This window comes from Variovorax sp. YR566, from assembly GCF_051992195.1.
Taxonomy (GTDB): Bacteria; Pseudomonadota; Gammaproteobacteria; order Burkholderiales; family Burkholderiaceae_C; genus Variovorax.
On sequence record NZ_CP197092.1, the window covers coordinates 6,703,638 to 6,717,367 of the forward strand.

General features: G+C 66.6%; 13 protein-coding genes. 6 read left to right on the forward strand and 7 right to left on the reverse strand.

Translation table 11 applies throughout. The features are described from left to right. Position 1 precedes the first annotated feature (1 nt). From ACTG4X_RS31405 to ACTG4X_RS31415, 3 genes are all read left to right on the forward strand, one after another. The gene (locus ACTG4X_RS31405; RefSeq protein ID WP_440532807.1) at positions 2-1,312 is read left to right on the forward strand and encodes a leucine-rich repeat-containing protein kinase family protein; all 1,311 of its coding nucleotides are present in this window, start codon (positions 2-4) and stop codon (positions 1,310-1,312) included. Next, complete coding sequence (locus ACTG4X_RS31410; RefSeq protein WP_440532808.1) at positions 1,309-2,229, forward strand: pseudouridine synthase; 921 nt, start codon at positions 1,309-1,311, stop codon at positions 2,227-2,229. The genes ACTG4X_RS31405 and ACTG4X_RS31410 overlap by 4 nt, the downstream gene beginning before the upstream one ends. A gap of 79 nt (positions 2,230-2,308) precedes the next feature. Then, complete coding sequence (locus tag ACTG4X_RS31415) at positions 2,309-3,079, forward strand: SDR family oxidoreductase (protein WP_093078323.1); 771 nt, start codon at positions 2,309-2,311, stop codon at positions 3,077-3,079. 575 nt (positions 3,080-3,654) lie between these two features. Here the strand turns inward: ACTG4X_RS31415 and ACTG4X_RS31420 are convergent. The 5 genes from ACTG4X_RS31420 to glyQ are packed head-to-tail and all read right to left on the reverse strand — an operon-like array spanning position 3,655 to position 9,092. Then, entirely contained in the window at positions 3,655-4,593 is a 939-nt protein-coding gene (locus tag ACTG4X_RS31420) for a M48 family metallopeptidase (RefSeq protein WP_440534446.1), read from the reverse strand. Positions 4,594-4,634: 41 nt separating this feature from the next. Beyond that, a complete protein-coding gene (locus ACTG4X_RS31425; RefSeq protein ID WP_093059866.1) occupies positions 4,635-5,405 on the reverse strand; it encodes a lysophospholipid acyltransferase family protein in 771 nt (256 codons plus the stop codon). Continuing rightward, on the reverse strand, positions 5,405-5,983 hold the full coding sequence (gene gmhB / locus ACTG4X_RS31430; protein ID WP_093059864.1) for a D-glycero-beta-D-manno-heptose 1,7-bisphosphate 7-phosphatase: 579 nt from the start codon (positions 5,981-5,983) through the stop codon (positions 5,405-5,407). The genes ACTG4X_RS31425 and gmhB overlap by 1 nt, the downstream gene beginning before the upstream one ends. 37 nt (positions 5,984-6,020) lie before the next feature. Next, complete coding sequence (gene glyS, locus ACTG4X_RS31435) at positions 6,021-8,153, reverse strand: glycine--tRNA ligase subunit beta (protein ID WP_440532809.1); 2,133 nt, start codon at positions 8,151-8,153, stop codon at positions 6,021-6,023. A 15-nt stretch (positions 8,154-8,168) separates the two neighbouring features. Beyond that, the gene (gene glyQ / locus ACTG4X_RS31440) at positions 8,169-9,092 is read right to left on the reverse strand and encodes a glycine--tRNA ligase subunit alpha (RefSeq protein ID WP_093059862.1); all 924 of its coding nucleotides are present in this window, start codon (positions 9,090-9,092) and stop codon (positions 8,169-8,171) included. Between the two features lie 172 nt (positions 9,093-9,264). Here glyQ and ACTG4X_RS31445 point away from each other — a divergent pair, with 172 nt between their 5' ends. Next, a complete protein-coding gene (locus tag ACTG4X_RS31445; protein WP_440532810.1) occupies positions 9,265-10,080 on the forward strand; it encodes a phosphatase PAP2 family protein in 816 nt (271 codons plus the stop codon). A gap of 69 nt (positions 10,081-10,149) precedes the next feature. On the opposite strand, the gene ACTG4X_RS31450 is transcribed toward ACTG4X_RS31445, so the two are convergent. After that, positions 10,150-11,220: an asparaginase gene (locus ACTG4X_RS31450; protein ID WP_093059858.1), complete on the reverse strand. Its 1,071-nt coding sequence runs from the start codon at positions 11,218-11,220 to the stop codon at positions 10,150-10,152. Between the two features lie 178 nt (positions 11,221-11,398). Here ACTG4X_RS31450 and ACTG4X_RS31455 point away from each other — a divergent pair, with 178 nt between their 5' ends. Both ACTG4X_RS31455 and ACTG4X_RS31460 read left to right on the forward strand, forming a co-directional pair. Continuing rightward, complete coding sequence (locus ACTG4X_RS31455; RefSeq protein ID WP_176929073.1) at positions 11,399-12,076, forward strand: TetR/AcrR family transcriptional regulator; 678 nt, start codon at positions 11,399-11,401, stop codon at positions 12,074-12,076. Between the two features lie 153 nt (positions 12,077-12,229). Continuing rightward, positions 12,230-13,357: a hypothetical protein gene (locus ACTG4X_RS31460; RefSeq protein ID WP_143047760.1), complete on the forward strand. Its 1,128-nt coding sequence runs from the start codon at positions 12,230-12,232 to the stop codon at positions 13,355-13,357. A gap of 60 nt (positions 13,358-13,417) precedes the next feature. On the opposite strand, the gene ACTG4X_RS31465 is transcribed toward ACTG4X_RS31460, so the two are convergent. Then, complete coding sequence (locus ACTG4X_RS31465; protein ID WP_093177237.1) at positions 13,418-13,729, reverse strand: hypothetical protein; 312 nt, start codon at positions 13,727-13,729, stop codon at positions 13,418-13,420. Between the last annotated feature and the right edge of the window lies 1 nt (position 13,730).

The window sequence follows — 13,730 nt, forward strand, 5'->3', positions numbered from 1 at the left end:
GATGGACGACATGCTGGCTCAGCTGCGCGCGGGCCGGCTGGCAGGCGCAAAAAGAATCGATCTCTCGTGCGGACTCACCGAGTTTCCGCGCGAGCTTTTCGACCTCGCGGATTCGCTCGAGGTGCTGAACCTGTCGGGCAATGCACTCGACACGCTGCCCGACGACCTGAACCGCCTGCACAGGCTGCGCGTGCTGTTCTGCTCGGACAACCGCTTCACCACGCTGCCCGAGTCGATCGGCCGGTGCCACGACCTCGACATCGTCGGCTTCAAGGCCAACCAGATCCGCACGGTGCCGGCCGCGGCGTTGCCGGCCTCGTTGCGCTGGCTGATCCTCACCGACAACCAGATCGAAGAACTGCCCGACTCCCTCGGCGAATGCACGCGGATGCAGAAGCTGATGCTGGCGGGCAACCGCCTGCGCGCACTGCCGCAGTCGATGACCGCGCTCGAGCAGCTCGAACTGCTGCGCATCTCGGCCAACCGCTTCGAGACACTGCCCGCATGGCTGCCCTCGCTGCCGCGCCTGTCATGGCTCGCCTGCGCGGGCAACCCCTTCGACACGCAGGCCGAGGAGGCGGCGATCACCGCGCAGTCGGTGCCGCACATCGACTGGCGCGAACTGGCGCTGGGCAGGAAGCTCGGCGAAGGCGCGTCGGGTGTGATCCATCAAGCCACGCTCGGCAAAGCACAGCAGGTGGCGGTCAAGCTCTTCAAGGGCGCAGTCACCAGCGACGGCTGGCCGCACAGTGAAATGGCCGCCTGCATCGCGGCCGGCGTGCACCCCACGCTGATCGCTGCGCAGAGCCGCATCGACGGGCACCCCGAAGGCACGGAAGGCCTGGTGATGGGGCTGGTCGATCCGTCATTCGTCACCCTCGCGGGGCCACCGAGCCTTGCTTCATGCACGCGCGACGTCTATGCCGAAGAAGCGCGATGGACGCCCAACGTGGCGCTGCGCATCGCACGCGACATCGCCTCCGCCATGCAGCACCTGCATGCGCGAGGGATTCTTCACGGCGACCTCTACGCGCACAACATCCTGTGGCACGCACAGCGCGGCGGCCGGCTCGGCGACTTCGGCGCGGCCTGGATGACCGGCGCGCTCGACGCGGCACAGACGCGCGCGTTCCAGGCGCTGGAAATGCGCGCCTTCGGCTGCCTGCTGGAAGAACTGCTCGAACGCTGCACCGACGCGGTGCCCGCATCGGTGACCACGCTGAAAGACCGCTGCCTGCAGCCCGACGCCGCCGCGCGCCCGACCTTCGCCCAAGCGCTGTCGTTGCTGCAGCAGGCATCTTCATCGCCATGACCCGGCGCCGACCGCCGCAGCTGCCGCTACCCACGCGCGACGGCGTAGGCCCGAGCTGCGTCGGCCTGTCTTCCGGCCCCTGGCCGACCATTGCCGAATTCCTGATCGAGCGTTTTCCCGCGATCACGCGCCAGGCCTGGCTCGAGCGCATCGAAGCGAACGACGTCATCGACGAGCATGGCATGCCCGTGACCGCCACGCGCCGCTACCAGTCGCCGCTGCGCGTGTACTACTACCGCACGCTCGACGACGAAGTGCCCATCCCCTTCGAAGAGCAGATCGTGTTCCAGGACGACGATCTGCTGGTCGTGGACAAGCCACCCTTCGTGCCCGTCACGCCCACCGGCAAGTACCTGCAGGAAAGCCTGCTGGTGCGCCTCAAACGCAAGCTGAAGCTCGACGACCTCGTGCCGATGCACCGCATCGATCGCAGCACCTCGGGGCTGGTGCTGTTCTCGGTGCGGCACGCCACGCGCGGCGCGTACCAGGCGATGTTTCCCGAGCGCCGCATCGCCAAGCACTACGAGGCCGTCGTGCCGTGGCGCGAGGGCGTGTCGTCGGTGCCCGAGGTCTATCGCAGCCGCCTGGTCGACGACGAACATTTCATGCGCGTGCGGGAAGAGCCCGGCGAGCCCAATTCCGAGACCCGCATCGAGGTACAGGAGGTGCGCAATGGCCATGCGCTGTTGAAGCTCTCGCCGGTGACGGGCCGCAAGCACCAGCTGCGCGTGCACTGCATGGCACTGGGCATGCCGATCGTGAACGACCCGATCTACCCCGTGCTGCTGCCCGAGGGCGCGGACGACTTCGGCAAGCCCTTGCAGCTGCTGGCCCGGTCGCTGGCCTTCCTCGATCCGGTGACCGGCGACCTGCGCAGCTTCACGAGCCCCCGGAGCCTGTCGCTGACACCGAGGTGACGCGCGCGCGGCGCGGCGCGCACTAAGCTCGTTTCCTGAACTTGCATTGCCGATCTTTCATTCAGGAGACACCCGCACCATGGACACCACCCAACTCTTCTCGCTGAAGGGCCGCACGGCGCTGATCACCGGCGGCTCGCGCGGCATCGGCCGCATGATCGCAGAGGGCTTTCTGGCCCAGGGAGCGCGCGTGTACATCTCGGCTCGCAAGGCCGCAGCCTGCGACGAAACCGCGAAGGAGCTGTCGGCCTTTGGGCATTGCGTGTCGCTGCCTGCGGACGTGTCGACGCTCGAAGGTGCGCAGGCGCTGGTCGATGCCTATTCGAAGCACGAAGGCTCGCTGGACATCCTCGTGAACAACGCCGGTGCGGCCTGGGGCGCGCCTTATGAAGAGTTTCCCGAGAGTGGATGGGACAAGGTGGTGGACCTGAACCTGAAGACGCCATTCTTTCTGACCAAGGCGTTGACGCCGATGCTGAAGAAGGCTGCGACGGACCACCTGGCGAAGGTGATCAACATCGCTTCTATCGACGGGATTTCGGTCAATCCGCAGGAGACTTATTCGTATGCGGCGAGCAAGGCTGGGCTGATTCAGTTGACTCGGCGGATGGCGCTTCGGTTGGCGCAGGATCGGATTGTGGTTAGTGCTATTGCGCCTGGTGCGTTTGCTTCTGACATGAACAAGCTGGCGCGGGATCACGGGGATGAGGTGAAGGAGCGGATTCCGGCTGGGCGTATTGGGGTGCCTGAGGATATGGCTGGGGCGGCTATCTACTTGGCCTCGCGTGCGGGGGACTATGTGATGGGGTCTACGTTGGTTGTGGATGGGGGGGTTACGCACGCTCGTTGAGTTTTTTCTTTCCGGGGCCGGGTCTCGCCCCGGCGAGCGAGCTACTTTCTTTTGCTTCGCCAAAAGAAAGTAGCCAAAGAAAAGGCGACCCTACTGTCTGCGTCCCTCCGCTTCGCTACGGGCAACCTGCGGTGCTCGACTCCGGAGGGGGTCCGCAGAACTCGCTGCACTTCGTTCCGCTCAGACAGCTGCGGCCCTGATCCCTCCTACGTCTGCGCTCCTCGGCGCAGCCAGAAGGGATTGGGGAGCCCAACAGGCCATCGCTGCGCTCGGCCTCTGAACAGCCGATACCAAGCCGAGCGAAGCAAAGGCCCGTTCCGTCTCCCCTCCCCTCTGGCTGCGCCGAGGAGCGCAGCGTTTCGCGGATCAGGGCTCGCCCTTGTCTGAGCGAAGCGAGTTTGGGCGAGACCCCGCGAAACGCGAGCACCACAGGTTGCCCCTTCGCAAAGCGAAGGGGTCGCAGACAGTGGGGTCGCCTTTCTTTTGCCTACTTTTCTTTGGCGAAGCAAAGAAAAGTAGGTCGCCCGCCGGGGCGAGTCCCGGCCCCGGGAAGCAAACCCATACCAACGACAAATTCAGCCCCAGCGAGGAACCGCTTCATCCTTCAGTTGCCGCCGCAGCAAGTCGTAGTCAGGCACAACACTCTCAACCGTCTCCCAGAACCGATGCGAGTGATCCATAACCCGCAGATGCGCCAGCTCATGCGCAACAACGTAATCGATCACCGGCAGCCGAAAGTGAATCAACCGCCAGTTCAGCCGAATCGACCCATCCGCACTGGCACTACCCCAGCGCGTCGAAGCATTCGACAGCGACAGCTTCTGCCACTGCACCCCAAGCAGCGGCGCAAAGTGATCCAGCCGCTCGATGAACAGCTTGCGCGCCTGCCGCATCAACCACGCCTGCGCCGCATCACGAATCTGCGAAGGCTCCGCGTTCTGAGCCACAGCCAGCCGCAGCACCCGCGGCCCACCTTCTTCAACAGCGTCGTCAAGCGTGCCGCCAACACTCGCAAAGCCATGCTTCGGATCAAGCTGCATCACAACCGGCTCGCCCAAAAACGGAAACCCGGCCCCATCCTTCCACTCGATGCGAGTGGCCTCGACGCGCGCATGGCGCTGCTGCGTTTCCGTCAGCTTGCGCAGGATCCAGTCCGACTTCTCATGAATGGCCGCATCGACATCGCGCAGCGCCACCCAGCGCGGCGCGCGCACCGACAGCCCTTCGGCCCCCACGAGAAAGCCGATCGTCTTGCGCTTGCCGCGCTTGAATTCATAGGCCACGCGCGCGGAGCCGAGCACCACTTCGCGCGTGGCCTGCGGATGCGCGAAGTTCGCAAGCGTCAGCGTGTCGGCCAGCGGCACCGCGGGTGGCGCATGCGGGTCGACGGGTGCGGGCGGAGCCAAAGGCACGGCCGGCGGTGCCACCAGCTTCGGCTTCTTCACCCTGCGCGTCCGCGCCGGTGCGGGCGCTGGGGGCGCAAACTCGCTGCCCAGCCCCTCGAAAAGATCCATCGTGAACCGAAGCAATCCCATGACGGGCTCTCTTTTCCTCTTCAGCTCACCGCTTCTTGCGTGGGCTGCAGAGGGCTGTCGACATACGCCTCGGGGTCGAGGCGGCGCATCTCGGCCTCGATCCAGGCCTCGACCTCACGCATCAACTCATCAGGCTTGCGGCCCACGCTCGGAATCGCCGGGCCGATGGACACGTCGACCACGCCCGGGCGCTTGATGAAGGCCTTGCGCGGCCACACCTTGGCCGAAGTCACGGCAATGGGGATCACCGGCACGCCGGTCTCGCAGGCGAGCCTCGTGCCGCCGCTCTTGTAGGTGCCCTTCTGCCCGCGCGGAATGCGCGTGCCCTCGGGGAACATGATGATCCAGATGCCCTGCGCGAGCAGCTTGCGGCCCTGGTTCACCACCTTGTTGAAGGCCTGCGCACGCTGGCTGCGGTCGATGTGGATCATGTCCAGCCGCGCCATCGCCCAGCCGAAGAAGGGGATGTAGATCAGCTCCTTCTTGAACACGTAGGCCAGCGGGTGCGGCATCAGCGTGGGCATCAGGAAGGTCTCGAGCGTGGACTGGTGCTTCACCAGCAGGACCGCGCCGGCGAGCTTGTCGGTCGGCAGGTTCTCCATGCCGCTCACGCGGGTCTTGATGCCCAGCAGCACGCGCGCGCCGCCGATGGCCCAGCTGAGCCATTGCTCCGCCATCCAGTAGAGCGGAATGCCGCGCTTCCAGAGCGAGCTGACGCACATGATGATGCCCCAGGGGATCACGGTGACGAGCATCCACAGCGCGTGGAGAACGGAACGGAAAAACGCCATCAGACAGCCACCTGCAGTGCGGCCCGCGCTTCGCGCGCGAGCAGAAAGTCGACAAAGGCGGCGAGATCGTCGTGGACCAACGTGTTCGCCGGGTATTCGGAAGGCAGCGGATCGACGCCGCGGCAGGCCGCGCCCATGCCCGTGAGCAGCAGGTGCGGCTCGCAGCCGGCAGCCGCGCCCGCCTGCAGGTCGCGCAGGCTGTCGCCGCAGGTCGGAGTGCCCTTGAGGTCGATGCCGTAGCGGTCGCCGATCTGCAGGAACAGGCCAGGCCTGGGCTTGCGGCACTCGCAGCCCTCGTCGGGGCTGTGCGGGCAATAGAACACCGCATCGACCTTGCCGCCTACAGCCGCGAGCATCTTGTGCATCTTGGCGTGCATCGCGTTGAGCGAAGCCATGTCGAACAGCCCCCGGCCCAGCCCCGACTGGTTGGATGCAATCACCACGTGCCAGCCCGCATGGTTGAGCCGCGCCACGGCCTCGAGCGCACCGGGCAGCGGCGTCCACTCGATGTCGCTCTTCACGAAGTCTTCGCGGTGCACGTTGATCGTGCCGTTGCGGTCGAGGATGACGAGTTTCATGGTGGTGCCACTCCTGGGGGAGGCGTCGTGAATGGGCTCAGACAGCCAGCCGTTCGAGCTGCGCCACGCGGTTCATCGCGGTGTGCAGCGACATCAGCAGGCCCAGGCGGTTGAGCCGCAGGTCGGCCTGTTCGGCATTGACCATCACGCCGTCGAAGAAGGCGTCGACCGGCTCGCGCAGCGCGGCCAGCGTCTGCAGCGAGGCGGTGTAGTCGCCAGCTTCGAACTGTGCGTTGGCAGCGGGCACGACCTGTGCCATGGCTGCGTGCAACGCCTTTTCGGCCGGCTCCTGCAGCAGCAGCTCGCTGACGTGCGCGTCGGCTTCGGGGGCCTTCTTGAGGATGTTGCCGATGCGCTTGTTCGCAGCTGCCAGTGCGGCGGCGGCGGGCAAGGCGGCAAAGGCACGCACCGCGGCCAGCAGCTTGGGCACTTCGCCCAGGCGCTGCGGGCGCGGAGCCAGCACGGCATCGACTTCCTGTGCGCTGGCGCCCTGCTCGCGCAGGCTGCCGGCGAGGCGATCGAGGATGAAGTCCTGCAGCTCGCCCGTAGCGCGGCTGCTTTCGAAACCGGCGATACCGCTGAACTGCGCGGCCGTATCCTGCAGCAAGGCGTCGAGGCCCAGCGGCAGGTCTTTCTCGATCAGCATGCGGATCACGCCCAGCGCGTGGCGACGCAGCGCGAACGGGTCACGGTCGCCGGTGGGCAGGTTGCCGATGCCGAACATGCCGACCAGCGTTTCGAGCTTGTCGGCCAGCGCGACCACGAGGCCCACGCTGTTGCGCGGAAGCTCGTCGCCGGCAAAGCGCGGCTTGTAGTGGTCTTCGATGGCGTCGGCCACCGATGCGTCGAGCCCGTCGTGCAGCGCGTAGTAGCGGCCCATGGTGCCCTGCAGCTCGGGGAACTCGCCGACCATGTCGGTCACGAGGTCGGCCTTGGCGAGTTGGGCGGCCTGCGTGGCGTGCGCGGCCAAGGCCGTGTCACCGATCTTCTCCGCAATGCCGCGCGCGATGCGCATCACGCGCTCCACGCGCTCGCCCTGCGTGCCCAGCTTGTTGTGATAGACCACCTTGCCCAGCGACTCGACGCGCGAGGCCAGCGACTTCTTGCGGTCCTGGTCGAAGAAGAACTTGGCGTCGGCCAGGCGCGGGCGCACCACGCGCTCGTTGCCTCCGATGACCGCGCTCGCATCGTCGGGGCTGATGTTGCTGACGACCAGGAACTTGTTGGTGAGCCTGCTCGATGCGTCGAGCAGCGGAAAGTACTTCTGGTTGGCCTTCATCGTGAGGATCAGGCATTCCTGCGGCACTTCGAGGAACTCGCGCTCGAAGCTGCAGACCAGCACGTTGGGGCGCTCGACCAGCGCGGTCACTTCGTCGAGCAGCGCGTCGTCGTGGATGGGCACCGAGCCGCCGCCGACCTTCACCGCGGCCGCTGCAAGCTGGCGCGCGATTTCGGCGCGGCGGGCTTCGAAGCTCGCGATGACGGCGCCGTCTTCCTGCATCTGCAGCGCATAGCTGTTGGCGTCGCGCAGCACGACCGGATCGACCGCCGCCTCGAAGCGATGGCCGTGCGTTTCGCGGCCGGCCTTCAGGCCCAGCGCTTCGATGGGCACCACGGCGTCGCCATACAGCGCCACGAGGCCGTGCGCGGGGCGCACGAAGCTCACGCTGCTCCAGCCCGGCATTTCGCAACCGCTTTCGAGCTGGTAGCTCATGACCTTGGGAATCGGCAGTTTGGCAATCGCCTCGGCCAGCGCCTTCTGCAGGCCTTCGGCCAGCGTGGCGCCCTTGGCGGTGCTTTCGTAGAACAGGGCTTCGGCCTTGCCGTCCATCGCGCGCTTCAGGCCGGGCACGGCCGAGGCGTCGGCGCCGAGCGCGCCCAGGCGCTTGAGCAGCGCGGGCGTGGGCTGGCCCGAGGCGTCGATCCCGACGGCCACGGGCATCAGCTTTTGCGACACGGCCTTGTCGGCGGCGCGCTCGGCCACGTGCGTGAGGTGCGCGGCCAGGCGGCGCGGCGAGGCATAGGCGGTGAGCACCGAGCCGGCTTCGGCCAGGCCTTGCGCCACCAGTTGTTCGCGCAGCACGCCCGCGAAAGCATCGCCGAGCTTCTTCAGTGCCTTCGGCGGCAGTTCTTCGACAAACAGTTCGACCAGCAGGGAGTTCTTGTTCATGGGGGTCGTCATCGCTCAGGCGGCCTTCTTCGGGGGGATCTGCGCGACCCATTCGCGCGGCGCCATCGGGAAGCCCAGGCGCTCGCGGCTGTCGTAGTAGCTCTGCGCCACGCTGCGCGCCAGGTTGCGGATGCGGCCGATGTAGGCCGCGCGCTCGGTCACGCTGATTGCGCCGCGCGCGTCCAGCAGGTTGAAGCTGTGCGCGGCCTTCAGCACCTGCTCGTAGGCCGGCAGCGCGAGCTGCTCGGTCATGAGGTGCTTGGCCTGCTTTTCGTGCGCGTTGAAGGCGGTGAACAGGAACTCGGCGTCGCTGTGCTCGAAGTTGTAGGCCGACTGTTCGACTTCGTTCTGCTTGAACACGTCGCCATAGGTGAGCTTGTTGCCACCGTGGCCTTCGGTCCACACCAGGTCGTACATGTTTTCCACGCCCTGCAGATACATGGCCAGCCGCTCGAGACCGTAGGTGATTTCGCCGGTGATCGGCTTGCAATCGAGGCCGCCGACCTGCTGGAAGTAGGTGAACTGGGTCACTTCCATGCCGTTGAGCCAGACCTCCCAGCCCAGGCCCCAGGCGCCGAGCGTGGGGTTCTCCCAGTCATCTTCCACGAAGCGGATGTCGTTCTTCTTCAGGTCGAAGCCCAGGGCCTCGAGGCTGCCGAGGTAGAGCTCGAGGATGTTCGAGGGCGCCGGCTTGAGCACCACCTGGTACTGGTAGTAGTGCTGGCCACGATTGGGGTTCTCGCCATAGCGGCCGTCCTTGGGGCGGCGGCTGGGCTGCACGTAGGCGGCCTTCCAGGGTTCGGGGCCGAGCGCGCGCAGGAAGGTGGCGGTGTGCGAGGTGCCCGCGCCCACTTCCATGTCGTACGGTTGCAGCAGCGCGCAGCCCTTGTCGGCCCAGTACGACTGCAGTTTGAGAATGATTTGTTGGAAGGTCAGCATGGCTCTGCGTGAAGGCGGCCGCCCGGTGGGAGAAGAACCCGCGGCGCAACGAACCGGCTATTTTACGAGGCAGCGGGCGGTCAGGAACGGGCCGCTATGCTCGGCCTCCCCTTTTGGAACTCCTGCCGACACGCCGTGATTCGCCTGCCCCTGCCGTCCGCCCGCCTCGCCCATGCCCGTTGAAGATGCCGCATTGATCGCCCTGGGAGAGCGCCTCGGCGCCCAGGCCTGGCCCGGATTCCTGATTCTTCTCGTCGCGCTGACCGCCGCCGCCGGCCTCGCGGCCTGGGGCTTCGAGCACCTGCGGCGCCGGCATGCGGCGCAGCCCGAGCCGGGCGCCGGACTGCTGTTCGGCGGACTGGCCATCGGTGCTGCGTCGGTGGTCGCGCTGGCCTGGCTGTTCGCCGAAGTGGCGGAAGGCCTCGGCGACGGTCGGCCCATGGGCCTGCTGGACGAGACGATCAGCCGCGCCGTGGGCGCGCACACGCCGCCGGTCGTGCGGGAGGCATTCTCATGGCTCACCCACATGGCCGACCCGATCGTCGCAGTGCTGCTGTGCGCTGGCGTGGCGGTGGCGCTGTGGCTTTGCGGGCACCGCGGTTTCGCGGCTGGCTGGGTCGTAGCCATCGCCGGCAACGGGGTGCTGAACCACGTGCTCAAGCTCATCTTCGAGCGCGCCCGGCCGGTGCACGACTTCGGCTTCGCGCAGGTGTCGGGCTATTCCTTTCCGAGCGGCCACAGCTCGGGCTCGATGGTGCTCTACGGCATGCTGGGCTATTTGGGGCTGCGCATGCTGCCGCCGCGCTGGCGGGTGCCGTCGGTGATGGCGGCAACGGCGGTGGTCGTCACCGTGGCCTGCAGCCGCATCTTCGTGCGGGCGCACTTTCCTAGCGACGTGCTCGCGGGGCTGTGCTCGGGCGGTGCCTGGCTGGCGATCTGCATCGCGAGCATCGAGTACGCACGGCACCATCGCGGCACACGCACATGAAAAAGGCCGCAGCGGCTTTCACCGCTGCGGCCCGATCCGGGAAGGGTGCCGAATGCACCCGAGGGGAGATCAGTACTCCCAGAAGATGCGCTGCAGTTCCTTGGTGTTGTTGGTCTTGGTCAGGGCAACCATGGCCAGGATGCGCGCCTTCTGCGGGCGCAGGTCGTGCGCAACCACCCAGTCGTACTTGTCGTCGGGCTGCTCGGCGTTGCGAATGACGAAGCCGTCGGGCACGCGCGCGCTGCGAATCACGATCACGCCGTCGGAACGCGCCTTCTGCAGGTTCGGAACGATGCGGTCGGCCACCGAGCCATTGCCCGTGCCGCCGTGGATCAGCGCCTTGGCGCCGCTCTTGGCGATGGCGTCGATGGCCACCGACGACACGCCCTCGTAGCCCATCGCGATCTCGACCGGCGGCAGCGCGGTGATGCTGTCGATGTCGAATTCCGAGTTCATGGTGTGGCGCTTGACCGGTGCGCGGAACCAGTAGTTCTTGCCCTCGACGATCATGCCCAGCGGGCCCCACTGGCTGGAGAACGCATTGGTCTTGATGTTGACGTTCTTGCTCACGTCGCGGCCGCTGTCGATGTTGTCGTTCATCGTCACCAGCACGCCCTTGCCCATCGCGTCCTTGCTGCCCGCCACGTTCACGGCGTCGTACAGGTTGAGCGCGCCGTCGGCCGACAGCGCAGTGCCCGGACGCATCGAGCCGACCACGACGATCGGCTTGTTGGTGTGCACGGTCAGGGTCAGGAAGTAGGCGGTTTCTTCAAGCGTGTCGGTGCCGTGGGTGATGACGATGCCGTCCACGTCCGCTTGCTTCGACAGTGCCGATACGCGCTTGGCCAGCGTCAGCAGGTTGTCGTTGGTCAGGCTTTCCGATGCGACCTGGAACACCTGTTCGCCGCGCACGTTGGCCACCTTGGAGAGTTCCGGCAGGCCGGCGATCAGCTTCTCGACGCCGACCTTGGCGGCCGCGTACGTGGCGCTGTTGACGGCCGAGGCACCGGCCCCGGCGATGGTGCCGCCAGTGGCGAGGATCACCACGTTGGGCAGTGCCTGCTGCGCCTGCGCAAGCGCGCTGGCAGCCAGCAATGCGGCGCCGGCCGCGAAGGCACGGAAACGGGGGGAGAGGTACATGGAGAACTCCTGTGTTGAGGTGGAATTTTTCGGGGCGGCGAGGAAGATACATGAACCGTGCCCGCATGCCCTGCCTGCCCATGCCGGCATGGCATGCGGTCATGCACGAGGGCCAAGGACGACCCGGACAAGGGCGAGGTATTACCATCGACCGCGCGCCCTGCCGCCCACCGCCATCATGAACGCCGATCCCGCCGCCCTCCCCGTCTCGACCGCCCAGGAAATGCCCGCCCCCGACGGCCCGCTGTCGCGCGCGCGGCCCGGGCGCGAACGCATCATGGCGGCGATCCGCACCGCGGCGGTCGCCGAGTTCAGCCTGCACGGCCTGAAGGGCACCTCGACCCAGGCCATCGCGGCGCGCGCGGGCCTCACCAAGCCCCAGCTTCATTACTACATCGCCGGCAAGGAAGAGCTCTACGAAGAGCTGCTGATGCAGGTGCTGCATGCGTGGAAGGTGGTGTTCTCGTTCGAGGACGCGAACGACCCTGCAACGGTGCTCGGCGACTACATCCGCAAGAAGCTCGACCACGCCATCGACAGCCCCGAGATGTCGCGCATCTTCACGCGCGAGATCCTCGACGGCGGCCGCAACCTCGACCGCTACTGGCCCAACGCACGGGCCTGGACGCAGAAGAAGGTGGACATCATCAACGGCTGGATCGCGCGCGGGCTGATGCGCCCGCTCGACGCGCGCATCCTGCTGATGCACATCTGGGCCATGACCCAGAGCTATGCCGACTACGCGATCCAGACGCGCGTGATGCTCGGCCTGCCGCCCGACGCGCCCATCGATCGCGAACCGATCGCGCGCGAGCTCGTAGCCTTCGTGCTTAACGGCTGCGGCATCAAGGCCTAGTTTTCCGTCCTGCTTGCCCGCACCCAGTGCGCGCACCTGTTTCGCCGTGTGACTTTTGGCACTGGTGACGCCGGCGCCACGCCTCTACCTTCGCACCCTTCGCTGCCGGGCTCTTCCGGCATGGCGAATACCGAAAACAGGAGGTTGAGGATCATGAGGACAAGATTGCTTTTCGTCGCGCTGGCCACGGCGGCACTGGTCGCTTGCGGCGGCGGTGGTGGTGGTGGCGGCAACTTCGGGAGTCTCCCGGTCGGCTGGGTGCCTCCGGCGCCCGGACCGGGCGGCCCCAGCCCCGAGCCGCCGCCCGAACCCGGCCCCGGAACCAACCCGGCCCCCACGCCGATCGCGGCCAGCTACAAGTTCCTGAAATTCGAGCAGGACCGCGACCCGGATACCGAAACGGCCGAAAAACGCTTCACCGACTACATTGCCCTGCTGAACCGGGAAGGCGCCGCCGGCTACCGCTACCTCGAGGGCGAGGCCGGGGGCTCCATCGTGCGGCTGCAGGACACCTTCATGATGGTCAAGGACACCGAGACCACCTACAGCTACGAGTACAAGCGCCTGACCTACGACATCCTGCAGACCACCGCGCTGCAGGCGCTGCTGCAGCAGGCAAAGGAACAGGGAGCCAGGGGCATGGTGCTGCTCAAGATCCTGGCGCCCATCGACCTCAACAGCAACCTCGACCCCGAGTTCGCCGTGCTCTACCGCAAGGATCTCGGCTCGTCTGCCACCTATGACGTGACGGCCGAGCTGTATGCAGAGAACGTCGCCGACTACGTGAATCGCGCGAACGCGCAAGGCGCGAACGGCTACCGGCCGTGGGCCACGCCCTTCCTGGTCAACCAGGGCGGCTACCAGTTCTTCCTGAAAGACTTGAGCAGCCCGGCACGCTACAGCTTCAAGGCGGTGATCAGCCCGCTGAGCGTCGTCGGCGGCGAGGTGAAGGACGTCAAGGCGCAGATCCGCGAACAGGGCGCGCAAGGCTATCGCCTGCTGAAGGACCGCTTCCTGAAGGACGAGAACGGTGAGTCCAAGGACTACATCTACTACGTCAAGGACACGACGCAGTCGAGCAGCTTCGAGTACGAGTTCCTGGACAACCCGGACCCCGTGTTCGGCCTGCAGGAGGCCAATGCAGCGCAGGCGAATGCGCAGACGGCCAACGGGCTGCGCTACTTCGGCGAACCCGACTCGCCGATTTTCTTCAGATCGTCGGCCTGCACGGGCCCGCTGTGCCTGTCGCCGGACCGGACCGAGACCAGCAACCAGAACTGAGCTGCGGGCCCGCCACGCGCGGGCCCGCCACGCGCGGGCCTCTTTCATGGCGCAAGCGGCCTACAGCCCGTGAACGATCCATACGCCTTCCGGCGGGATGCGCAGGGTCAGCGTGTTTTCGCCCAGGCGCGTGAAGCGGTATTCGCGCCCGCCGAGCATGATCGACTTCATGTTGGTCCAGATGCGGTAGTCGTACCCCTCCGCGGTCGGCGTGACCTGAAGCACGCGGAACACGGGCGGCACGATCACGGTGATGCGCAGCCGCGCCGTCGCGGCGTTGCTGCCGAAGCCGTTCTCCGCCACACACAGCATCGGCGTGAGCAGCAACACGACCAGCGCGCCGCGCCCCGATTGAAGCCAACTTCCCGTCATA